The sequence below is a fragment of the Nonomuraea sp. NPDC005650 genome (genome assembly GCF_040605375.1).
In the GTDB taxonomy this organism is placed as follows: Bacteria; Actinomycetota; Actinomycetes; order Streptosporangiales; family Streptosporangiaceae; genus Nonomuraea.
Genome location: NZ_JBEXCR010000010.1, coordinates 42,365 through 64,453, shown reverse-complemented (window position 1 = coordinate 64,453; position 22,089 = coordinate 42,365). Strand labels below are relative to the sequence as shown.

23 protein-coding genes are annotated in these 22,089 nt (G+C 71.7%); 11 read left to right on the top strand and 12 right to left on the bottom strand.

All coding sequences use genetic code 11. The features are described 5' to 3' along the window. The first annotated feature begins 47 nt into the window (after nt 1-47). From ABZS69_RS18785 to ABZS69_RS18775, 3 genes are read left to right on the top strand one after another with little or no spacing between them, the layout of a single operon-like run. Complete coding sequence (locus ABZS69_RS18785) at nt 48-665, top strand: helix-turn-helix domain-containing protein (RefSeq protein WP_355373572.1); 618 nt, start codon at nt 48-50, stop codon at nt 663-665. A gap of 15 nt (nt 666-680) precedes the next feature. Beyond that, a complete protein-coding gene (locus tag ABZS69_RS18780; protein WP_355373569.1) occupies nt 681-1,472 on the top strand; it encodes a hypothetical protein in 792 nt (263 codons plus the stop codon). An 8-nt stretch (nt 1,473-1,480) separates the two neighbouring features. Next, nucleotides 1,481-2,227: an MBL fold metallo-hydrolase gene (locus ABZS69_RS18775; RefSeq protein ID WP_355373566.1), complete on the top strand. Its 747-nt coding sequence runs from the start codon at nt 1,481-1,483 to the stop codon at nt 2,225-2,227. Here ABZS69_RS18775 and ABZS69_RS18770 read toward each other — a convergent pair. Together ABZS69_RS18770 and ABZS69_RS18765 are read right to left on the bottom strand one after the other, a co-directional pair. Then, nucleotides 2,211-2,690: an NUDIX domain-containing protein gene (locus ABZS69_RS18770; protein WP_355373563.1), complete on the bottom strand. Its 480-nt coding sequence runs from the start codon at nt 2,688-2,690 to the stop codon at nt 2,211-2,213. The two genes, ABZS69_RS18775 and ABZS69_RS18770, sit on opposite strands and share 17 nt — an antisense overlap. After that, entirely contained in the window at nt 2,687-3,007 is a 321-nt protein-coding gene (locus ABZS69_RS18765) for an ArsR family transcriptional regulator (RefSeq protein ID WP_355373561.1), read from the bottom strand. The genes ABZS69_RS18770 and ABZS69_RS18765 overlap by 4 nt, the downstream gene beginning before the upstream one ends. Nucleotides 3,008-3,097: 90 nt before the next feature. Between ABZS69_RS18765 and ABZS69_RS18760 the strand changes: the two genes are divergently transcribed. Together ABZS69_RS18760 and ABZS69_RS18755 are read left to right on the top strand one after the other, a co-directional pair. Beyond that, nucleotides 3,098-3,985, top strand: coding sequence for an LLM class F420-dependent oxidoreductase (locus tag ABZS69_RS18760; protein WP_355373558.1), 888 nt, complete (start codon nt 3,098-3,100; stop codon nt 3,983-3,985). A 44-nt stretch (nt 3,986-4,029) separates the two neighbouring features. After that, the gene (locus tag ABZS69_RS18755; protein WP_355373555.1) at nt 4,030-5,007 is read left to right on the top strand and encodes an SDR family NAD(P)-dependent oxidoreductase; all 978 of its coding nucleotides are present in this window, start codon (nt 4,030-4,032) and stop codon (nt 5,005-5,007) included. A gap of 12 nt (nt 5,008-5,019) precedes the next feature. Here ABZS69_RS18755 and ABZS69_RS18750 read toward each other — a convergent pair whose 3' ends face one another. Together ABZS69_RS18750 and ABZS69_RS18745 are read right to left on the bottom strand one after the other, a co-directional pair. Then, on the bottom strand, nt 5,020-5,652 hold the full coding sequence (locus ABZS69_RS18750; RefSeq protein ID WP_355373553.1) for a DUF47 family protein: 633 nt from the start codon (nt 5,650-5,652) through the stop codon (nt 5,020-5,022). Nucleotides 5,653-5,701: 49 nt separating this feature from the next. Next, nucleotides 5,702-6,652 carry an inorganic phosphate transporter gene (locus ABZS69_RS18745; RefSeq protein WP_355373550.1) on the bottom strand — a complete coding sequence of 317 codons (951 nt, stop codon included), beginning with the start codon at nt 6,650-6,652 and terminating at the stop codon, nt 5,702-5,704. A gap of 201 nt (nt 6,653-6,853) precedes the next feature. Between ABZS69_RS18745 and purU the strand changes: the two genes are divergently transcribed. Further along, nucleotides 6,854-7,708 carry a formyltetrahydrofolate deformylase gene (gene purU, locus ABZS69_RS18740; protein WP_355373547.1) on the top strand — a complete coding sequence of 285 codons (855 nt, stop codon included), beginning with the start codon at nt 6,854-6,856 and terminating at the stop codon, nt 7,706-7,708. 11 nt (nt 7,709-7,719) lie between these two features. Here the strand turns inward: purU and ABZS69_RS18735 are convergent, their stop codons facing one another. From ABZS69_RS18735 to ABZS69_RS18720, 4 genes are all read right to left on the bottom strand, one after another. Further along, on the bottom strand, nt 7,720-9,144 hold the full coding sequence (locus tag ABZS69_RS18735; protein ID WP_355373544.1) for an FAD-binding oxidoreductase: 1,425 nt from the start codon (nt 9,142-9,144) through the stop codon (nt 7,720-7,722). Between the two features lie 64 nt (nt 9,145-9,208). Next, nucleotides 9,209-9,559: a VOC family protein gene (locus ABZS69_RS18730; RefSeq protein WP_355373542.1), complete on the bottom strand. Its 351-nt coding sequence runs from the start codon at nt 9,557-9,559 to the stop codon at nt 9,209-9,211. Between the two features lie 5 nt (nt 9,560-9,564). Then, the gene (locus ABZS69_RS18725) at nt 9,565-10,356 is read right to left on the bottom strand and encodes an AraC family transcriptional regulator (RefSeq protein WP_355373540.1); all 792 of its coding nucleotides are present in this window, start codon (nt 10,354-10,356) and stop codon (nt 9,565-9,567) included. A gap of 10 nt (nt 10,357-10,366) precedes the next feature. After that, nucleotides 10,367-12,424, bottom strand: coding sequence for a prolyl oligopeptidase family serine peptidase (locus ABZS69_RS18720; protein ID WP_355373537.1), 2,058 nt, complete (start codon nt 12,422-12,424; stop codon nt 10,367-10,369). Between the two features lie 286 nt (nt 12,425-12,710). Here ABZS69_RS18720 and ABZS69_RS18715 point away from each other — a divergent pair, with 286 nt between their 5' ends. Genes ABZS69_RS18715 through ABZS69_RS18705 form a run of 3 tightly spaced genes read left to right on the top strand, consistent with a single transcriptional unit; the run spans nt 12,711 to nt 14,272 of the window. Then, nucleotides 12,711-13,217 (top strand): HNH endonuclease, encoded by a 507-nt coding sequence (locus tag ABZS69_RS18715; RefSeq protein WP_355374175.1) that lies wholly within the window; start codon nt 12,711-12,713, stop codon nt 13,215-13,217. A 47-nt stretch (nt 13,218-13,264) separates the two neighbouring features. Further along, entirely contained in the window at nt 13,265-14,065 is an 801-nt protein-coding gene (locus ABZS69_RS18710) for a GNAT family N-acetyltransferase (protein ID WP_355373535.1), read from the top strand. Nucleotides 14,066-14,068: 3 nt separating this feature from the next. Continuing rightward, nucleotides 14,069-14,272: a zinc ribbon domain-containing protein gene (locus tag ABZS69_RS18705; protein WP_355373533.1), complete on the top strand. Its 204-nt coding sequence runs from the start codon at nt 14,069-14,071 to the stop codon at nt 14,270-14,272. Here ABZS69_RS18705 and ABZS69_RS18700 read toward each other — a convergent pair. From ABZS69_RS18700 to ilvD, 3 genes are all read right to left on the bottom strand, one after another. Beyond that, nucleotides 14,269-15,144 (bottom strand): serine hydrolase, encoded by an 876-nt coding sequence (locus ABZS69_RS18700; protein ID WP_355373531.1) that lies wholly within the window; start codon nt 15,142-15,144, stop codon nt 14,269-14,271. The genes ABZS69_RS18705 and ABZS69_RS18700 overlap by 4 nt on opposite strands. Before the next feature lie 68 nt (nt 15,145-15,212). After that, on the bottom strand, nt 15,213-15,707 hold the full coding sequence (locus ABZS69_RS18695; protein ID WP_355373528.1) for a WYL domain-containing protein: 495 nt from the start codon (nt 15,705-15,707) through the stop codon (nt 15,213-15,215). Nucleotides 15,708-15,792: 85 nt separating this feature from the next. After that, complete coding sequence (ilvD, locus tag ABZS69_RS18690) at nt 15,793-17,631, bottom strand: dihydroxy-acid dehydratase (RefSeq protein WP_355373525.1); 1,839 nt, start codon at nt 17,629-17,631, stop codon at nt 15,793-15,795. Nucleotides 17,632-17,777: 146 nt separating this feature from the next. On the opposite strand from ilvD, the gene ABZS69_RS18685 reads away from it, so the two are divergent. After that, nucleotides 17,778-20,474 (top strand): ABC transporter substrate-binding protein, encoded by a 2,697-nt coding sequence (locus ABZS69_RS18685; protein ID WP_355373523.1) that lies wholly within the window; start codon nt 17,778-17,780, stop codon nt 20,472-20,474. On the opposite strand, the gene ABZS69_RS18680 is transcribed toward ABZS69_RS18685, so the two are convergent. Beyond that, entirely contained in the window at nt 20,471-21,253 is a 783-nt protein-coding gene (locus ABZS69_RS18680) for a thioesterase family protein (RefSeq protein WP_355373521.1), read from the bottom strand. The genes ABZS69_RS18685 and ABZS69_RS18680 overlap by 4 nt on opposite strands. 96 nt (nt 21,254-21,349) lie before the next feature. Here ABZS69_RS18680 and ABZS69_RS18675 point away from each other — a divergent pair, with 96 nt between their 5' ends. Continuing rightward, a complete protein-coding gene (locus ABZS69_RS18675) occupies nt 21,350-22,084 on the top strand; it encodes a TetR/AcrR family transcriptional regulator (protein WP_355373518.1) in 735 nt (244 codons plus the stop codon). The last annotated feature ends 5 nt before the right edge of the window (nt 22,085-22,089 follow it).

Genomic DNA, 22,089 nt, shown 5'->3' with positions numbered 1-22,089 from the left:
TCTCTATCGGAGCGCTTCGCTCCGAAAATACTAATAGGCTGTACGGCATGAGCACACGCGGGAGGCAGGCCGAGGCCGCGCGCAACGATCTGCGGCTGCTGCGGGCGGCGCACGAGGTGTTCACGACGCAGGGGTTCGACGCGCCCGTGTCGGCCATCGCCAAGGCGGCGGGCGTGGGCATGGGCAGCCTCTACCGCCGCTACCGCACCAAGGAGGAACTGCTCCAGCGCCTGTGCGTGATCGCCATGGAGCGCGGGGTCGAGGCGGCCGAGGCCGGGCTGGCCGAGCCGGACCCGTGGGAGGGGCTGGCCTCCTACATCCGCGCGTGCGTGGGGTTCAGGTCGGGCGCCCTCGCGCCGGTCGCCGGCACCATCGCCGTCACCGACGAGATGTGGCGCACGGCCAGGAAGGGCACCGAGCTGGCCGACCGGCTGATCGCCAGGGCCCGTGACGCCGGTGTGCTCAGGGGCGACGTCACCGCGCTGGACATCGCGCTGCTCATGGAGCAGTTCAGCCGCCCGGCGCCGGGCGGCGAGCATCCGCAGGCCAAGGAGCGGCTGCTGACCATCGCGCTCGACGGCCTGCGCGCGCCGGGCGCCACCGAGCTGCCCGGCGACCCGCCGAGCACGGAGTGGTACGAAGGTCGCTGGGGGAGTGCCCCGTAGGTCTACGGTGGGGGCGTGGGCTTCAACGAGCTGCTCAAAGACCTCGATCAGAGTGCCAGCGTCCAGGCCGCGGGCATCAGGCGCGGTTACGGCGGGCCGCCCGCTCGCACGGTGAGCGTCACCGCGGGCCTGGCCAGGCTGCGCTGCGCCTCGCTGCTCAAACCCCTGTACGCGTGGGTGAGCGCGGCCCACATCCCCGACGCCGACCGGTGGCGGCGGCACGCCGAGCCCGCCGTGATCGTCTCCTCCAACGCCGACACGCTCAACCTGTGGCTGGCCGTCGGCCCCCGGGTCATCCTCGACGACCTGCGCAGCCGCACGGGCATCGCCTGGTCGCCGCCCAACGGCGACCCCTCCAGGTTCGGCTCGGTCGAGGTGGCCGCCGACGAGGTCGCGGCCGTGTACGCGGTGTTCGCCCAGGCCGCCGTCGCGGGCGACCCGATCGCGGAGACCATTCTGGGGTGGATGCGGCAGGTCAGCGCGTCGCAGGCGTTCGGGGTCCGGGAGGCGATCCGGTCGCCGGGGGCCGGGGTCAAGAGCGGCTGGTACGGCGCGCCGGAGGAGACGTGCCTGCGCACGCACACGGTGGCCATCGTGCCCAGGGGCGGCACCCGGGTCACGGTGGCCGTGGGGATGACCGCGCTGCCGTACACCGACGCCCGGGAGCGCGAGGTGTACGCCGAGAAGGTGGGCAAGGGCATGCACGTGGAGCCGGAGCACGAGAAGGTGGCGGGGCGGCTGCTACGCGGCCTCCTGGTGACGACGCTCGACGAGCTGGGCCACTTCCGCGACGGCCCAGGCAAATAGATCTGAGGATGAGCGTGAGATTTACCGTTTTGGGGGGATGTGGCGCTTGGCCTGCGGTGGGGCAGGCGTGCAGCGGCTACGTGGTGGAGGCTGAGGGGTTCCGCGTTCTCGTCGATCCCGGCTACGCCACCCTGCCGAGGCTCCTCGCGCGCATGCGGGCCGACGAGGTGGACGCGGTGCTGGTCACCCACGGCCATCCCGACCACTGCGCCGACCTGAACCCGCTGCTGCGCGCCCGCGCCCTCGCCGACGTCCCCGCTCCCGCGCTGCCGGTGTACGCGCCGCCGGGCGCCCTGGACGCCGTCCTGGCCCTGGACAACCTGCGCATGCTGGCGGGCAGCTTCGTGACGCACGACCTGGGGCCCGGCGTGCCGTACGAGATCGGTCCCTTCCGCCTGGACGTGTTCGACCTGCCGCACCACGTACCGAACGCCGGCCTGCGGCTGGGCGCGGGAGGCCGGGTGGTCGCCTACACCGGCGACACGGGGCCGTCCGCCGCGCTGGTGGCGCTGGCGGAGGGCGCGGACCTGCTGGTGGCCGAGGCGACCTATCCGGAACGGGTCCCGGAAGGGGACGCGCCCTACCTGTCCAGCGCCCTGGACGCGGGCCGCACCGCGGCCTCGGCGGGCGCCGGCCACCTGCTCCTCACCCACCTGTGGCCGGACACGCCCGCGGCGCCCGCGCTGGCGGCCGCCGCGAAGTCCTACGACGGCCCGCTGTCCGTCGCCTCGGCAGGCATCACGCTGGATCTGTGACGGCCGGATCCGCCGTGAGCTTCGCGATCACCTCCGCCAGCTCGGGCGGCTCCACGCTGTCAGGCAACTCCTCGACCCAGGCGTACCCCCGGTAGACCTCCCGCTCCTCCTCGGTGAGCTCCCCTGGGACCACCTCAGGCCGCGCCCCGTCGAACATGGCCAGGAAGAACGGCTCGGTCTTCACGTATCGCACGCCCAGCCACGAGAAGTCGCGCGTGACCTCGACGAACCGCTCCCGCACGGCCGAGGCGGGCAGCCCGGTCTCCTCGCCCAGCTCCCGCCTGGCCGCCTCCAGCGCCGTCTCGCCGGCATCGATCCCGCCGCCGGGCGGCTCCCAGACGTGCAGGCGGCTGACGGGGTCGTACCAGTGCATCAGCAGCACCCGGCCGTCGCGATCCAGGCAGACGACCCGCGCCGCGGGCCGGTCGCTGCTGCCCGCCTGAGCCCCGGCCTGCGCGGTCAACGCTCGGGCCGATCGTCGTCGCCCTGCCGATCCTCGTCCAGCACGAGGGCCAGCAGGCCCGGGAAGCGGCGCTCGAACTCCTCGCGGCGGAGGCGGTTGAGCCGGCGGGCGCCCTCGTCGCGCTGCTCCAGCAGCCCCACGTTCCGTAACACCGTGAAGTGGTGGCTGAGCGTGGACTTGGCCACCGGCAGATGGGAGAACGTGCCGCAGGCACGCGTCCAGTCGGGCACGCCGGCCAGCTCCCGCACGATGCGGCGCCGGATCGGGTCGCCCAGCGCGTCGAGGGCCGCCTGCAGCGAGACCTCGATCGGGGACATGTGCGTCAGACCGCGTGTCCTGTTCGATCGCGATCGAACATTGATGTAGTGTTCCATCTCGATCGAACATTCTAGGCGAAAGGAGCGGCCGTGGACATCGGACGCGTCGGAGTGTGGCATCCGTCGATCAGCAAGGCACCCGCCGAGGAGGCGCGCCGCGCGGCGGCCTCGATCGAGTCGCTGGGCTACGGCTCGCTCTGGGTCAACGAGGGCATGGGCAGCAAGGAGCCGCTCGTCGTCTCCGCCGTCGTCCTGGCGGCCACGCGGCGCATCGCGGTCGGCACCGGCATCGCCAACCTCTGGGTGCGCGATGCCACGGCCATGGCGGCGGGCGGGGTCACGCTGGCCGACGCCTTTCCCGACCGGTTCCTGCTGGGCATAGGGGTCAGCCATGCCCCTCTGGTCTCCGGCCGCGGCCACGACTACGCCAAGCCGCTGACCGCGATGCGCGCCTACCTGGCGGCCATGGACCAGGCCGACCAGGGGCTGCCCAAGCCCTCGACCCCGGCGCCCAGGATCCTCGCCGCCCTGCGGCCCAAGATGCTGGAGCTGTCCAGGGACCGGGCGGACGGCGCCCACAGCTATTTCGTGCCGCCGGAGCACACCGCGCAGGCCCGCCGGATCCTGGGCCCTGGACCCCTCCTGATCCCCGAGCAGGCGGTCGTCCTGGAGTCCGACCCGGTCCGGGCCCGCGAGATCGCCCGCGCCCACATGTTCTACTACCTGAAGCTGCCCAACTACCTCAACAACCTGCGCACGCTGGGCTTCACCGACGAGGACTTCGCCGACGGCGGCAGCGACCGCCTCGCGGACGCCATCGTGGCCTGGGGCGACGCCGACGCCGTCACCGAACGCGTCCGGGCCCACCTGGAGGCCGGAGCCAGCCACGTCGTCATCCAGCCCCTCTCCCCGGACGCCCCGGACCTCGCCCACGCCCTGACCCAGCTGACCGAGCTGGCCGGGCCCCTCGGCCTGTAGCGCTGTTTGACCTGGAGTGTGCTCCAACTCGTAGCGTGAGTCGTATGACAACGCCACAACACAAGATCGGGTCGGGATTCGGGGCCAGGAGCACCGCGGACGACGTGCTCCAGGGGATCGATCTCTCGGGGAAGCTGGCGATCGTCACCGGTGGCTACTCGGGCCTCGGGCTGGAGACCACGCGGGCACTCGCCCGCGCCGGAGCGCGCGTCGTCGTGCCCGCCCGCCGCCGTGAGGTCGCAGAGGAAGCGGTCGGGGGCGTCGGCGGGGTCGAGGTGGACGAGCTCGACCTCGCCGATCTGCAGAGCGTACGGCGCTTCGCCGAGCGCTTCCTGGCCACCGGCCGCAGCGTCGAGATCGTCATCAACAACGCCGGGGTCATGGCCTGTCCGGAGACGCGGGTGGGGCCCGGGTGGGAGGCGCAGTTCGCCACGAACCACCTGGGCCACTTCGCGCTCGTCAACCGCCTCTGGCCGGCCATCGCGCGCGGCCGGGGCCGCGTCGTGTCCGTCTCGTCGGCGGGCCACCGGCACGCGGGCATCCGGTGGGACGACGTCCAGTTCGAGCGGGGCTACGACAAGTGGCAGGCCTACGGGCAGGCCAAGACCGCGAACGTCCTGTTCGCCGTCCAGCTCGACGCGCTGGGCCGGGACGCGGGGGTGCGGGCGTTCGCGCTGCATCCGGGCGGCATCCTGACGCCTCTGCAGCGCCACCTCGCCAAGGAGGAGATGGTCGAGGCGGGGTGGATCGACGAGGACGGCAACGCCCTGAACCCCGAGTTCAAGACTCCGGAGCAGGGCGCGGCCACCCAGGTGTGGGCGGCCACCTCGCCGCAGCTGGCGGGCATGGGCGGCGTCTACTGCGAGGACTGCGACATCGCCGAGCCGACCACGGGGGCGGGCGTCGGGCCCGGGGTGCGCGACTACGCGATCGACCCGGAGCAGGCCGCCCGGCTGTGGGCGCTGTCGGCCGAGCTGACCGGCGTCAACGCCTTCCCCGCCGTGGCCGGCTCCTCGCGGTGACCGCTCCGGGGTTCAGCGCTTCATCGCGCCGTCGGTGATGGCGTCGGCGGCGTTGCCGATGGCGACGCCGACGATTTCGAGGCGGCGCACCAGCTCCCGCTCCTTCAGCGCGTCCGCGGTTACCTCACCCGAGAAGATGCGTGAGATCTCGTACTGGTACATCCGCCGGATCGACCCGCCCGCCTTCTTCGCCTCCAGCGCGTCATGGACGACCGCGGTGGGGCGGGAGGCGAGGTCACGGACCGCGCCCTCCAGGGCTTCGATGCCGACGAGGACCTGGTCGAGCATGGGAGTGAAGCGGATCTGGTCCGGCACCCGGTAGAGGTGGGACTCGCGGACGAAGTCCCGCAAGGAGTCCAGCACGTCGTCGATGGAGCGGGACAGGCGGAACAGGTCCTCCGGGTCGATGGGGGTGACCAGGGCCGTCTTGAGCTCCTCGACGAGGCAGGCGCGCTCCTCGTCGCCGATGTGCTCGATCGAGCGCATCTGCTCGTGTGCGCCCGTCCTGCCGACCTCGCCCCCGATCATGGCCATGGCCAGCCACGCGCCTTCCTTGGTGGCGCGTAGCTGGCCGAGCAGGGCTTCGGTGAGCGCGCTGTCCATGCGACCGGTCATGAGGTCGCGGATCCGCCGCAGCCGCTTCACGGCCCGGCCCCGGTCGGGGAGTCAGGGTGCTTCACGTTCGCCGTTCCCTTCATGAGAGCTCAACACTCGCGATCCCCTTCACCAGCGCCGCCAGCCCCGCGCTCAGCAGGGCGCTGGCCGGCAGGGTCAGGAGCCAGGCCGCGACGATCTTGCCGGTGGCGTACCAGCGGACGCGGCCGCTGCCCTGCGCCACGCCCGCGCCGATGAGCCCGCCGGCGATGGCCTGGGTCATGCTCACCGGCATGCCCACGGCCGCGCAGGCGATCACCGCCGTGCCCGCGGCCAGCTCGGCCGCGACTCCGTGCGGCGGTCTGGAGGCGATGAGCTCGCGGCCCAGGGTGCGGCCCGCCTTGGGGAGCCCGTACATGGTGCCGAGCCCGAAGAGGACGGCCACCAGCGACGTGTACGGGAGCCGCGCGTCCGAGAAGCCGAACACGATCATGAACACGGCCAGCATCTTCTGCCCGTCGTTGGCCGCGTAGGCGACGCTCTGCAGCAGGAACCCCGCCTGGTGCCAGCGCCGCAGCCCGCGGGCCGAGGTCACGGCCACGAGCACCCGGATGAGCACCCAGCCCAGCAGCCCGCCCGCGAAGGGCGCCGCCACCCCGAACGCCAGCACCAGCAGCACCGACCCGGGCGACACCGCCAGCCCCCAGCCCAGCCCCGCACCGGCGAGCCCGCCCACGATGGCGAGCGTGAGGCTGGTCGGGAGGCCCTTCAGGCTGAGCGCGGTCACCACGGCCAGCGACGAGATCACCGCGACGGTCATCGCGATCTTGCCGCCCGGCTCGTGGAACGAGGCCAGCCTGGTCGAGAACGTCACCGCCACCCGATGCGTGATCAGCGGAACCACCGCCGCCAGCACCACGAGCACGAGGATGCCGGTGGCCGGGCGTACCGAGGGCAGCTTGAGCCCCGTGGCGAGGAGGGCGCCGCCGTCGTTGACCCCCGTCACGACGGCGAACAGGCCGGCGACCACGATCAGCACGACGACGTCCAAGGACCGCGCTCCATCCCCATCCGCGAGACGACCCCGGGACGGAAGTCCGGGGATGTCCCATAACTACCCGGGATCAGGTGGATGATGGGACGATCGGACGCGTAGCGTGGGTCGGGTACTCTCTGTGATGGTCACCGGCCGGGTACGCTGCCGAGATCAGCCCTACGGTGACCGACGATCCCACGCCCGCGAGAGTGAAGCATGCCCAGCCCCGCCGAATACATCCTGACGCTGTCCTGTCCCGACCGGCCCGGTGTCGTGGCCGCCGTCTCCGGCCTGCTGGCCCGGCACGGATGCAACATCATCGAGAGCCAGCAGTTCGGCGACCGGGTCGGGCAGCGCTTCTTCATGCGGGTCCAGTTCGCGGGGCCGCTGAGCGAGGACGAGCTCAACGGCGCCTTCGCGACGCTCGCGCCGGACTTCGCCATGGAGTTCAAGGTGCGCGAGGTGGCCAGGAAGCCGCGAGTGCTGATCATGGTCAGCAAGTTCGACCACTGCCTGAACGACCTGCTCTATCGCGTCAGGTCCAAGGCCCTGGACGTCGAGATCGTCGCGGTCGTCTCCAACCACCCCGACCTGCGCCCGCTCACGCAGTCGAACGGGATCGACTACCACCACCTGCCGGTCACCTCCGAGACCAAGGCGAGGCAGGAGGCAGAGGTGCTGGCGCTGGTGGAGCACTACCAGGTCGACCTGGTGGTGCTGGCCCGCTACATGCAGGTGCTCTCGGGCGAGCTGTGCGAGAAGCTGGCCGGGCGGGCGATCAACATCCACCACTCGTTCCTGCCGTCGTTCAAGGGCGCCAAGCCGTACCACCAGGCCCACAACCGCGGCGTCAAGCTGATCGGCGCCACGGCCCACTACGTGACCTCCGACCTGGACGAGGGGCCGATCATCGAGCAGGAGGTGGCCAGGGTCAACCACAGCCACTCTCCCGAGGACCTCGTGGCGATCGGGCGCGACGTGGAGTGCCTGGCCCTGGCCAGGGCGGTCAAATGGCACGCCGAGCAGCGGGTCCTGCTGGACGGGCACAAGACGATCGTCTTCCCCCGCTAGGCGGATCCCGCTCAGTCCGGACGGATGTTGTGGTTGAGCCGGAACATGTTGCCCGGGTCGTAACGCCGCTTCAGCGCCGTGAGGCGGCTCAGGTTCTGGCCGAAGGTGCTGCGGACCACGGCTTCGCTGTCCTCGTAGAAGCCGGGGAAGTTCACGTACTCGCCCCCGGACGCGTACGGCTCCACCGCGGCGTACACCCTGCGGACCCAGGCGATACAGGCGTCATCGTGCCGGGCGTGCTCCCAGTTGGCCTCGATGGCGAGCAGCAGGGGCGCCGAGCGCCCGCCGAACGCCGAGTCCCCGGGAGGCACGCGGCTCATGGCTCCTCCGAGCTGCCAGAGGTCGAGCGTGCTGTCGGGCGTCGGGGCCGCGTCGTTGAGGCCGATGAGCAGGTCCACCGCGTCGTCCGGCAGGCCGCCGAGGAAGCGGGACTTCCAGTAGTACCGCTTGGTGTGCGCGGGGTAGTCCGCGTCGAGGTATTGCTGTACGTCGAGGTAGGACATGGCGGCGCTGAGGTCGGCGATGGGGGAGCCGTACCCCCGTAGCGGCTCCAGCGCCCGCTCGCCGTCGGCCGGGCTTCCGCAGTGCAGCGCCAGGTACAGCACGACAGGGCTGCCGTGGTACTCGGCGGGGATTTCGTCGATGCTCGGTGCGTGCCACAGCACGCCGAGCGCGCTGATCTCCTCGGGCGCGGTCGCCTGCCACTGCCGGAAGAACCTCAGCGCGCCGCTCGCGTCCGAGCGCGGGTGCAGGACGACGGCGAAGAACACCTCGGGGCCGACGGGATGGGCCCGGTAGGTCAACGACGTGGCCACGCCGAAGTTGCCTCCACCTCCCCGCAGGGCCCACAGCAGGTCCGCGTGGTCCTCGGGCCCCGCCACGATCAGCCGGCCGTCCGCCGTCACGACGTCGGCCTGGACGAGATTGTCGCTGCTCAGCCCGTACCGCCGGCGCAGCCAGCCCAGGCCGCCGCCGAGGGTCAGGCCGGTGACGCCGGTCTGGGAGACCACCCCCATGGGCACGGCCAGCCCGAACGCCTGCGTCTCATGGTCGAGGTCGCCGATGGTGGCGCCGGCCTGGGCCAGTACGGTGCGGCCCACCGGGTCGACGTGGACCGCTCTCGACGCGGACAGGTCGATGACCAGGCCGCCGTCGCAGACCGCGTTGCCCGAGACGTTGTGGCCCCCGCCGCGGACGGCCAGGAGCAGGTCATGTTCACGGGCGAAGCTGACGGCGGCCATGACGTCGGCGGCACCGGCGCAGCGGGCGATCAGGCCGGGGTGCCGGTCGATCATTCCATTCCATACGCCGCGTACCGTGTCGTACCCGGGGTCGGACGGCCTGACCAGACCGCCCCGCAACTGCTCCGCGAAGTGCTCGACGTAGCGCTCGGGGACCGTCGCGGTGGCTCCTGACCTGGCGATTAGCTCAAGCATGGCCCCTCCCCATGCAACCAGGGGTACTCCTGCCCTCCTCAGAGGCAGGTAGGCATGTGCCGGGTCATGGCCGGTACGTGCCGAAATACCAGAGGTTGCCCTCGGGGTCCTTGCAGGCGTACTCGCGCGACCCGTACGGCTGGTCGACGAGCTCCATGGTGATCTCGGCCCCGGCGGCCCTGGCGCGGTCGTGATGCGCGTCGGCGTTCTCGACCGCGATGTAGATCCCCGGCCCGCCGGCCTTCCCCGGGCCGATCATGATCAGATCGTCGCCGACCATCAGCTCGGCGTGGTTGATCTCGCCCTGGTCGTCCTTCGACACCTCGTGCGCCCGGAACCCGAACGCGCCGGTCAGGAAGTCGATCGCGGCCTGGCAGTCGTGGTAGCGGGCTATCGCGTAAACGGTTCGGCTCATGAGGCTCAGGATGCCGGGCGCGCCGCCGTGGGTCTTGGACGAATCTGACCTGGCGTCGTGTCGCCCAGCGCCCGGAACTCGCGGTTCATGTGCGCCTGGTCGTAGAAGCCGCATTCGGCCGCCACGGAGGCGATGTCCGGCCCCGACCGCAGCAGCCGCATCGCCCGCCCGAACCTGATCACCCGCGCCGCCGTCTTGGGCGGCAGCCCGACCTCGTCCTGGAAGCGGGCGACGAGGTGGCGATGGCTCCAGCCGAGCGACTCCGCGAGGCGGGACACGCCCACGCGGCCCCCCGACTCCAGCAGCCGCGCCCAGGCCCACGGCACCTCGGGGCGCAGGCGGGGCCCGGCGGCGATCCGCTCGCGGAGCAGCCGGTCGGCCAGCGCCAGCCGGTCCTGCCACGACGGGGTCGAGGCCAGCCGGTCGAGCGCCGTCTCCGCCCACGGCCCCAGCAGGTCGCCGAGCGGCAGGACGAGGTTCGTCAGGTGCCGCATCGGCACGCCGTACAGCCTCCTGGCCCCGAACGGCGTCAGCACCGCCTGCACGCCCTCGCACGGCCCCATCGTGCGCGTGACGGTGAAGCGGTCGCCGAGCCCGCCCGAGAACGCCGTGACCCGCCGCCCGCCCGCCTCCATCGGCGCGCCGAACGCCAGGATGAGCACGGCCCCCGGCATGGCCGTCTCGGACCGCACCACGGGCGTGTCGTAGTGCTCGCGGTACGCGCACAGCCGCGTCACGTAGGGCCGCAGCGCAGCGCTGGGGGTGGCCTCGACCATGGCCAGCCCCAGCGTCCTCATGCCATCGAGGCTATAGGCCCGTGTGCCGCGCGAGGAAGGTGAGCGTGTCGGCCGACAGATCGACCGTCCTGCTCACCGACCGGGCGCCGTGCCCCACCTCGGTCTCGTTGCGCAGCAGCACCGGGCGGTCGCCGGTCGAGGCGTGCTGCAGCGCCGCGCACATCTTCCACGCGTGCAGCGGGTGAACGCGCGTGTCGGACTGGAAGACGGTGAACAGCGTCGCGGGGTAGGGCACCGACTCCTGGACGTGGTGGTAGGGCGAGTAGCCCAGCAGCCAGCCGAGCTGCTCGGGGTCCTCGGCGGTGCCGTACTCGACGTTCCAGGTGGCGCCGAGCCCGAACTGCTCGTACCTGACCATGTCGAGCAGCGGCGCCGAGCACACCACGGCCGCGTACAGCTCGGGGCGCTGGGTCAGCGCGGCGCCCACCAGCAGGCCGCCGTTGGAGCCGCCGGAGATGCCGAGCTGCTCGGACGTGGTGACGCCGGTGGCGATGAGGTGCTCGGCCGCCGCGTGGAAGTCGTCGAACACGTTCTGCTTGTTGCCGAGCATGCCCGCGCGGTGCCACTCCTCGCCCTCCTCGCCGCCGCCGCGCAGGTTGGCGATGGCGTAGACGCCGCCGGCCTCGACCCAGGTCAGGACCGACGCCGAGTAGCCGGGGGTCATCGACAGGCCGAAGCCGCCGTAGCCGTACAGGATGGTGGGCCGCGGCCCCGGCGTGTCGTCGTCGGGCGAGATGATCAGCATGCGGACGTCGGTGCCGTCCTTGGACCGGTAGACGACCTGCGAGGTGCGCACCGGAGGCACCTCGACCGCGCCCGGAGAGGCGGCCCAGAGCGTCGTCTCGCCGGTCCTGGCGTCGTAGCGCTGGATGGAGGGCGGCCTGGTGTTGTCGGTGTAGGCGAACCACGCCTCGTGGCCGCCCTCGGGACGCTCGGAGATGCCGCCGATGGTGCCGAGCCCGGGCGTGGGCACCTCGCCGACGCGCTCGCCGGTCTCCAGGTCGTGGACGGTGATCTCGCTGATCGCGTGGCGGGTCCAGCCCACCAGCATGACCGGGCGCTCCAGGTCGTCGAGGATCGCGAAGTCGTTCAGCACCGCCTCGGGGTCCTCGGGGATGAGGTCGCGCCAGGTCTCGTAGCCCGGCTCGGCCGGGTCGGTGACGCACACCCGGGCCCTGGACGCGTCGCGGTCGGTGTGGACGTAGAGCCTGCCGTCGCGGCCGAACAACAGCCCCGCCTGCGCGTCCACGCCCTCCTGCACGACCCGCAGGTCCGGCCGGTCGATCGGGGACGCGGTCAGGTCGGCCACCCAGATGTCGTTGCGCGGCGCGGTGCCCTCGTGCGCCGAGACCTGCAGCCAGCGCCCGTCACGCGAGACCGAGACGCCGTAGTAGTTGGTCATCTTCAGGCCCTGGCCGAAGATCATCACGTCGTCCTCGGTGGAGGTGCCGACGCGGTGCAGGTAGACGCGGCGGTGGAACTGCGACTCGTTCTCGGGGACCTCGGTGCTGGGCAGCCTGCGTACGTAGTAGTAGGCCTCCCCGCCGGGCAGCCACGCGATGGGGGAGTAGCGGCAGCGGTCGATCGGCCCCTCGATCCGCGCGCCCGTGGTGACGTCGATGACGTAGAGGATCGACTCCTCGTTGCCGCCCATGGAGATCTGGTACGCCAGCAGCCGCCCTTCCTTGTCGGGCTGCACGGCGTCGAGCGTGGTCAGCCCCGACGGATCGATCTCCATCGGGTCGATCAGCGCCCGCTCGGTGCCGTCGGGCTCGACGACGTAGTAGACGGCGTGCTCCTGGTCGGGCGTGCGGCGGCTGAAGAACTGCCGCCCGCCGCGCCACGCCGGCGCGCCGACCGAGCCGGACCTGAGCAGCTCGGCGATGCGGCTCTTGAACCGCTGCGGCCCGCTGCTCCGGCCGAACAGGTCGGCCTGCTCCAGCAACCACCCCTTCGTCTCGGGACTGTCCGGATCCTCAAGCCATCGATAAGGATCTGGCACGGGAGTGCCGTGCAGGGTGTCGACGGTGTCTTCGCGGCGTGCGGTCGGATTCGGCTCCAGCTTCATGCTGGGAACCCTACTGCCAAAGGACATGCGTAAAGCGCTGGTGAAGCGGGCATAAAACGTAACGTGTGTCCCTCTGGTCCATTCCGGTTGGAGGATTTTTTGGGGTGGCGGGGACCACGGTGCAAACGCCAGACTTGGTGACAGGACGGTGCCGTGGTGACCATCCGCTGGGCCGTCCGGCGGAGGTCCACGTGACGGAAGCACAAGTGCCCCAGGAGGGGCCGACAGTCGGGACATGCCGCGGCATGTCCCCTTTGATACGCGCGCAGCAGGGAGAGGCCCGATGATGCGCCAGGTCCTGCTGCTGAATGCCACCTACGAACCGCTGACCACCCTTTCCCTGCACCGGGCCGTGGTGCTGGTGCTGCGGGAGAAGGCCGATGTCGTCCACCGTGACGGCAGGGGCGCGGTGCTGCGCTCCGCGAGCCACACGCTCGACGTGCCCTCGGTGATCAGGCTGAGAAGATATGTCCGCATCCCCTACCGGTCCCGCATCCCCCTGACCAGGGCCGCCCTCATGCGGCGCGACGACTACCGCTGCGCCTACTGCGGGCAGCGGGCCGAGACCATCGACCACGTCATCCCGCGGTCCAGGGGCGGCACGCACACCTGGGAAAACTGCGTCGCCTCCTGCACCACCTGCAACCACAGGAAGGCCGACAAGTACCTCGAGGAGCTGGGGTGGACGCTGCGCTTCAGCCCCGCCGTGCCCCGGGGTGCCCACTGGAGGCTCATCGGCGCCTCGTCGATCGGAGACCCCCAATGGGCGCCTTACCTTGAGGCTGCGGCCTGATATACCGCTTTGTAAGGGAAGGCCGCCGCCTGACACCATGAGCAGGCATGTGGACCTTCACCTCAGATGTTGAGGAGTACGCCGCGGTCGCCGAGCCGTTCCTGCTCGGCGACCCGGTGCGCAACACGGTCGCGTTGACCGTCCTGGCCAACCTGCGGGCCGGCATGCCCGCGAAGGGTCCCCGGTTCGGCTGGTGGACGGCCGACGGCGAGGTCCTGGGCGCGGTCTTCCACACCCCGCCGCATCCGGTCGGCCTCGCCGGCATGCCCGTCGAGGCCGTCGCGCCGCTCCTCGCCGCGCTCGGCGACCTCTCCGAGGTCGTGGGCAGGGTCGAGCTGACCTCCGAGGTCAAGCGACTGCTGGGGGAGCCGGGGCGCCTGGTGCCCGAGCGGCTCTACCGCCTGGGGACGCTCGCCGTCCCCGGCACGCCCGGGCGCGGCAGGCTCGCCGCTCCCGCCGACTTCCCGCTGCTGGTCAGCTGGTACCAGGCGTTCGCCGCGGAGGTGCGGATGGGCATGGGCGACGACGCGACCGAGTCGGTGGCGCGGCGGCTGGCGGCCCGCGAGCTGTTCGTGTGGGAGGCGGGCGGGGCGCCCGTCTCGCTGGCCGCGCTCTCCCCGGCGGTCGGCGGGGTCTGCCGCATCGGGCCCGTCTACACGCCGCCCTCGTGCCGCAGGAACGGCTTCGGCGCCGCGGTCACCGCGTACGCCAGCCAGACCGGCCTGGCCGAGCGCTGCGACCAGGTGGTGCTCTTCACCGACCTGGGCAACCCGACGAGCAACGCCATCTACCGGTCGATCGGCTACGTGCCCGTTTCGGACTACGAGCACATGACCTATTACGCTTAGGGCATGCCGCGTTATGACTTCCGCTGCCGCGCCTGCGGCTCCACGTTCGAGGTCTCCCGTCCCATGTCGGCCTCCGACGACCCGGCCACCTGCCCCGAGGGGCACGGCGACACGGTGAAACTGCTGTCCACGGTGTCGATGACGGGCGGCGCGGCCGCTCCCAAGGCGGCGGGCGGAGGCTGCTGCGGCGGAGGTTGCTGCTCCTAGAACACCTGGGCGGCGGTGAAGGTCGTCTGAGAGCGCGTCAGCGCCTCCACCGCCAGTTGAGCGAGCTCCTCGACCGTGTCGATCCCCGTCTCCATGGTCGGGCTGCGCTCCGACAGCACGGCGATGAGCACGTCGTGCCCGTCCACGCCGAGCTGCCCCACGCTGTTGATCGTCCACAGCCCGTCGTGCGCGTCCACGGGCAGCCAGCCGTTCTTGAGCGCCACGTCGCCTCCTGCCGCGCTGACCCCCCACGCCTGCGACGGCTCCACGGACGACATGAGCTTCAGCGCGTAGCGCCGGTGGCGCTCCGGCAGCGGCCCTCCGGGGTCGGTGAGCCACTCCAGCACCTTGACCTGGTCGGACGGCCGGCTCCGGGTCGTCCCCCAGTACAGCCCCGGCCCCGGCCACGTGTTCTCGACGCCGAGCCGGCGCAGGACCCGGGTGAGCCCCTTCTGGCCGCCGACCATCATGTAGAGCTCGTGCGCACAGTCGTTGTCGCTCTGGCGGATCATCTTGGAGGTCAGCGTGCGCTCGTAGGTGCTCAGCTCGCCGACCTTGCCGAGCAGGAACGCCAGCAGGATGTCCACCTTCGCCACGCTGGCCAGCACGAACGGCGTGCGCTCGCGGTAGGCGTACCTGACGCCGGTCGTGCGGTCGTAGACGGCCAGCGCCGCGCGCCCCGGGCGTTCGCGCAGGTAGCGATCCAGCGTACGGTCGAGAGCGCGCCGCGCGGCAACGGGCAGCACGCTCTCGACGACCACCCCGCCGGGCCGCCCGAAGGAGGCGGCCTGGGGCGGGACGACGGCTGACGGGTTCGCACAGCCGGCCACGGCCAGCAGGGCACCGACGAGGGAGATCCGCCGAACACGCATGTGCGGGAGCCTGCCAGCCGCCACCCCAAAGCCCGGGGGCGCGGCGGGTCAAACGCCGGTCAGTTTTTCTAGGCGGCCTTGGTGCGCTTGCGGCGCTGGAACGGCAGGAACCGGTCAGCCAGGTGCGGACGGGACGGTGTGAGCGTGGGCTCGACCGCGATGATCCGGTCGAACCTGAACGCCCTGATCGCCCGGCGCATCCTGCACACGCCGACCAGATACCAGTATTCGCGGTGGACCAGGCACGTCACCGGCTCGACGTCGCGCGAGGTGACGATGCCGGAGGCGTCGCGGTAGTGGAGGCGGATCATGAGGCGGCTGGTGATGGCGTCGGCCATGAGCCTGGCTCTGGAGGCGACCTCGACGGGCAGCGGCTCGGTCAGCGTCGTGAGCGTGGTGGCGATGACGTCGTCGTCGAGCTCCAGGTGCTCGAGTGCGTGTTGCAGGCCACGCCGTGCGGTGACGGCCTGCGGGCCCGATCCGAGGTGAGCGAGGGAGAGGGCGAGGGCGGCGATCTCGGCGGTCGTCAGCGGGCGAGTATCGTGCTTCACGACTGTCGTCATACCCTGATATTAGAGATGGCGACCGACATTTTTCGAAAGTCTGTGCGGCAGGCAAGGTCCTTGTCACCTGCCGCACAGGCCTTACTCACTTCGAGAGCTGGGACAGATCCCGCGAGGCGCCCGTGGAGGCGGACGTGGTCATCGCCGCGTACGCCTGCAGCGCGGCGCTCACCGGCCGGTTGCGCTCGCGCGGCCGGTAACCGCCCAGGTCGGCCAGGAGACGCTCGCGCCGCTCGGCCAGCTCGGCCTCGGGCACCCGCAGCTCCATCGACCGGCTGGGGATGTCGATGTCGATGATGTCGCCGTCCTCGACCAGCGCGATCGTCCCGCCCTCGGCGGCCTCGGGCGAGGCGTGGCCGATGGACAGGCCGGAGGTGCCGCCGGAGAAGCGGCCGTCGGTGACCAGCGCGCAGGCCTTGCCGAGGCCCTTGCCCTTGAGGAAGGACGTCGGGTAGAGCATCTCCTGCATGCCGGGACCGCCCTTGGGGCCCTCGTAGCGGATGACCACCACGTCGCCCTCCTTGACGCGCCCGCCGAGGATGCCCTCGACCGCGTCGTCCTGCGACTCGAACACCACCGCGGGACCGCTGAACTTCCAGATCGACTCGTCCACGCCGGCCGTCTTCACCACGGCGCCGTCGCGCGAGATGTTGCCGTAGAGGACGGCCAGGCCGCCGTCCGCGGTGTAGGCGTGCTCCAGGTCGCGGATGCACCCCGCCGCGCGGTCGAGGTCGAGGTCGTCCCAGCGGTTGTCCTGCGAGTACGCCTTGACCGTGCGCACGTTGCCGGGGGCCGCGTGCCAGAGCTCGACGGCCTCGGGCAGCACGGTCGGCGACTGCGCGTCCCAACCGGCCAGCAGGTCGGCCAGCGTGCCGCCGTTGACGGTGGGCACGTCGCGGTGCAGCAGCCCGGCCCGGTCGAGCTCACCCAGGATGCCCGGGATGCCGCCGGCGCGGTGGACGTCCTCGATGTGGTACTTGTTCGTGGCCGGGGCGACCTTGCAGACGCACGGCACCCGCAGCGAGATCTCGTTGATCTCCTTGAGCCCGAAGTCGACGCCGGCCTCGCGGGCGGCGGCCAGGATGTGCAGGATCGTGTTGGTCGAGCCGCCCATCGCGACGTCGAGCGTCATCGCGTTCTCGAACGCGTCGCGGGTGGCGATCGAGCGCGGCAGCACCGAGGCGTCGTCGTCCTCGTAGTAGCGGCGGGTGATCTCCACGAGCTGGCGGCCCGCGTCCTCGAACAGCTTCTTGCGCGCCTTGTGCGTGGCCAGGATCGTGCCGTTGCCGGGCAGCGCGAGGCCGATGGCCTCGGCCAGGCAGTTCATGGAGTTGGCGGTGAACATGCCGGAGCACGAGCCGCAGGTCGGGCAGGCGCTCTCCTCCATCTCCAGCAGCTCGGCGTCCGAGACGGAGTCGTCGGCGGCGGCGATCATCGGGTCGATGAGGTCGAGCTTCTTGCCGGGGATCTTGCCGGCCTCCATGGGGCCGCCCGAGACGAAGATCGTCGGAATGTTCAGCCTGAGCGCGGCCAGCAGCATGCCCGGCGTGATCTTGTCGCAGTTGGACACGCAGATCAGCGCGTCCGCGCAGTGCGCGTTGACCATGTACTCGACGGAGTCGGCGATCAGCTCGCGCGAGGGCAGCGAGTAGAGCATGCCGCCGTGGCCCATCGCGATGCCGTCGTCCACGGCGATCGTGTTGAACTCCCGCGGGATCGCCCCGGCCTCCCGGATCGCGGCCGACACCACGTCGCCGACGTCCTTGAGATGCACGTGGCCCGGCACGAACTGGGTGTAGCTGTTGGCCACCGCGATGATCGGCTTGCCGAAGTCGCTCCCGGCTACGCCGGTCGCCCGGAGCAGGGCCCGGGCACCGGCCATGTTCCTGCCGTGGGTGACTGTACGTGACCTGAGGGCGGGCATTGGGCATCTCCCATCGCTAGCGAGTCTTCACATGTTACGGCCACTGCCCGGCAACTGAGACACGTGTCCATACATCGGACGGTTGGTTACCGGATCGAGCCCGAAAAAGCGGCCGTCCGCGCCCGATCCCGTGTTACAGAGATCAGATGAGCAACGGGGCAGTCAAGCTCGACGACCCCGCCAGGGTCGGCAACTTCATCCACACCATAGACCGCCTGTGCCGCAGACCGGCCAGGGGCGAGGGGGTGCAGGACTCGCCGCACGTCGCCAGGCAGCCGCTGCTGGCCAGATGGCGAGGGGGAGAGGACAAGAAGCAGCACGTCGACCGGATGGGCGTCCCGCTGGTCCGGCTGAGCGAGGCGGGGCGCTGGCCGGAGATCCTGGCGCCCCAGGGCAGGCAGGCCACGCACGTCATCTCGCGCGAGATCCCGCGTGCCCGCCCCGACATCCAGCGGGGCGAGCCGGTGCCGAAGATCCTCTCCCGCGTCGTGTCCGCGCTGCGCGGCTCGAGGCTCCGCTTCCCCCGCTACGAGCTGACCGCCCGGGTCGTCGAGCGGCTGGCCGAGTCGCACGGCAAGGAGGACCAGGCCGGCCGCGTGCTGCGCGAGTCCGACCGCAACTGGGGATGGGGCGTCGACACGGCCGGCAGGGGCGCCGAGCACGTCCCCTTCCCGATCAACCTGCTGCTGAAGCTGTTACCCGGGTTCCTGCACGACCTGCGACTCAGCGGGCGCGTGCCCGGCCTCGGCGGGCGCTTCCGCTGGCTGCGGCGCGCGCTGTCAGGGGACGACCCCAAGGCGCGCGCCGTCGCCGCCCTGCTGGCCGAGGTGGACCCGGCCGACGAGCAGGGCATCGCGCGGCTGCTGCTGCGCGCGTTCATGGACGACCTGGGCGCGCAGCTCCGGCGCTCCCCGCTGCACGTGCGGGGCGCGGGCCACGTCTTCTACCCGCTGCTGCTGCTCAACGAGCACGGCGACGCGCTCGTCGAGCTCGTCGAGGAGCGGCGCGCGGACCTCGGCAGGTTCGATCCGATCGTGGTGGTCTCCTGCACCCCGGAAGCCGTGCTCCTGGAGGACGACGAGGATCCGGTGTGGCGTCTGATCCGCTGGCGGCGGGAGCTGGTCACGGCCGAGACCCCCGACGCCTGGCGCCGGGTGCTGGACACGCCGATCGGCATCTCGGCGCCGCCCGTCCCCGACGACCTCACCAGGTACGACGTCGCGGACACCCCGTGGGTGCCGCCCGCCCGCCTGGCGCCGTGGTGGTCGACGTGGACGGCCATCGCGCTGTTCTGGATGGCCCTGGCGGGCGCCGTCGGCGCGTACGCGGGCCAGACCGCCGCCTGGCACCGGACCGCCTGCGCCAGCGGCCTGTGGACGCCGTGGACCGAGAGCGGCAGGCAGCTGGCCGGCACCGAGTGCGTGGGCGTGGCCGAGCCCGACTACCTGTTCTCGCCGGGCAACGCCGAGATGCGGCAGGTCCAGGCCGTGCTCCAGCAGGAGAACGAGCGGGCCGCCAGGCTGCACGAGGGCAGCGACCGGCCGTACGTGACGATCGCCTACCTCGCGGCGCTGACCTCGGCGGACCGCGACACGCTGGCCGCCGCCCGCGAGGGCCTGGCGGGCGTCGCCATCGCGCAGAAGCGGCAGAACAGCTCCGCCGGCGCCAGCGAGCCGCTGATCCGCATCCTCCTGGCGAACGCGGGCGGCAGGATGCAGCACGGGGCCGGCATCGCCCGGCTGCTGCTGCGTTACCGCGACGAGGAGGCGCCCATCGTGGGCGTGGTCGGCCTGGACCAGAGCCGCCAGGAGACTGTCGCGGCCATCCAGGAGCTGGGCAAGGCCGGGCTGCCCATGGTGGCCTCGACGCTGTCGGCCGACCGCCTGGTGAACGAGTCGCCGTTCTACTTCCAGGTCGCCCCGCAGAACTCCCGCCAGGCGTGGATGGCGGCCGCCTTCGCCGACTCCCTGGTCAAGAAGGGCGAGGTGAAGCGGCGGGCCCGGGTCTACTACTCGCACGACGTGACCGACTACTACGCCTCCAACCTCAAGGACCGGGCCGTCGCCCGGCTGGAGGAGCGCGGGTTCGCGGTCGAGGGGCTCAGGTTCACGCCCGTCGGAGGCGCCAAGCCGGGCCCCGACGACCGCAGTGACGACGCCTACGCGGGGGAGCCCAGGGACGCGGGGGTGTCGGCGTGCGGGTTCGACGGGCTGGTGTACTTCGCCGGGCGCGGGATCCCCGACTTCTCCGAGTTCGTGAAGGGGGTGGCCGACAAGTGCGCCGCCGCGCCGCCGACCATCCTCGGCGGCGACGACGTCACCAGGTACGTCGCGGACGTGCGCATCAGGTCGGCCGTCAGCGGCGTGGGCTACTACTACGAGTCGTTCGCCGCCGCGCCGAACAAGTGCGGCGAGCCACAGCGCCACGACTTCTACGCGGACCTGTTCGCCACGTTCCCCTTCGAGTGCGAGGAGCCGGGGCCGGGCCGGACGCTGGACGGGCACGCTGCCCTGGCCTACGACGCCACGGAGACGATGATCACCGCCATCCGGCGGCTCGGCAGGGAGCGGCACCGCGTGCCGGTGAACTCGTACACCGTCTGGCGCCAGCTCGGCACGCTCTACACGCCGGACCAGAGCGGGCACGCCATCGAGGGCGCCACGGGCGCGCTCGACTTCGGCGCTGGCTCGCCCCGGCAGTACCCGCTGGACAAGGCCGTGCTGATCCTGCGCGCCAAGGGGGCCGAGCGGCCGACCCAGGTCGGCCTGTGCGGCGACGTCACCCGTTCCAGCCGGAGCGAGGTCTTCCCGTGGTGCGCCTCGGTCCCGGAGATCTACCGCTAGGCCGGCAGGCGTACGGCGGCGAGCTGGGTCGCCTGGGCCACCAGGCGGCCCTTGTCGTCCCAGACGTGGGCCACCTCGTCCATCCGGTCGCCGCCGACGTCCGTGGCCGCCAGCCGCACCTTGATCGGCCCGGGAGCGGGCAGCCTGCGGATGTACGCCGAGAGCTGGATCGTCGGCACCCACCCGGACAGGCCCAGGTCGAACGAGACCGGCGGCACCGGGTCGAGCGCCACCAGCAGGCTCAGCGGGTCCCAGTCGGAGCCGTCCGCCAGCCGCTGCCAGCTCGCGATGACGCCGCCCTTGGTGGGGGCGCCGAACGCGAAGGACAGGTGCTCGGGCACGATGCGCTCCTCGACCACGGCCATCAGCGGCACCTCGAGATCCGTGCCCGGAGGGTTGGTGGGGGCCAGGAAGCAGTCCTGCTCGGGCGGCATTTCGACCGGCTCGTGCGACGACCACCAGGGGCCGGTGTCGTCCAGCAGGCCGAGCGTGATGTGCGACTCGACGCGGACGCGGCCCTCCTGCACCAGCGCGGCCCTGACCTGGGCCACGCTCCTGCCGACCCGCAGCGTCTCCAGCCGGGCGACGGCCTCGCCGGGCTCGGGCGGCTCGATGAAGGAGCCGCTGACGGCCGTCACGTGCGGATGGCCCGCGCCCGCCGGGCTCTCGCAGGCGGCCCTGGCGAGCACGGCCAGCAGGTATCCGCCGTGCAGCCGGTTGCCGACGCTCCACTGGGCGTCCAGCACGGCCCCGAATTCGCCGTCGCCGCGGTCGGTCACGGCGGTTGCTTCGCTAAAAGTCCCCATTTTTCAGTAAATCCTTTCCCCAGGGGTTCAGATTGACACCGTTAACCTGACGGCGTCAATCTGAGAAGCATGACCATCAGACGCGTACGCGCCAGGCGCGGAGAGGGAGTGCTGCTGCGCGAGGAGATCCTGCGCGCGGCCGAGGACCTGCTGGCCGAGTCCGGCAGCGAGGAGGCGCTCACGCTGCGCGCGGTCGCCATGCGGGCCGGCGTCTCCACGCCCTCCGTCTACCTGCACTTCGCCGACAAGGAGGCGCTCGTCGAGGCGGTCTGCATGCGGGTCTGGGGCGAGCTCGGCCGGTTGTTCAGCGAGAACCTGGGCGGCGACCCGTTCCTCGCCCTGGGCAGGTGCGGGCGCGCCTACGCCCGCTTCGCCCTGGAGCATCCGGTGCAGTACCGGGTGCTGATGATGCGGGCCTCGACCGGGCCGGGCGTGCCGCCGGCCGCGGCCGAGTGCTTCCGCCACATGGTGGACGCGGTCTCGGCCTGCATGGAGACCCGGGTGATCGAGGGCGATCCCGAGGAGCTCGCGCTGGGCCTGTGGTCGGCCGTGCACGGCTGCGTGTCGCTGCTGATCGCCCAGCCGTCGTTCCCGTGGCCGCGCGACAGGGAGGCGCTCATCGACCACATCGTGCGCATCGCGGGGTTTGGCACCGCGTTGTACTCGCGCCTGCCGAAGACGCTCCCGCCGAGCGCGGACCTGGCCGCCGCCCTGGACGACTTCGGCGCCCGCCTGGCCTCAGACGGCGAGCAGCCCCACGGGACCGAGCCGGGTGGGACCGAGCCGGGCGGGGCCGGGGGATGAGCTCT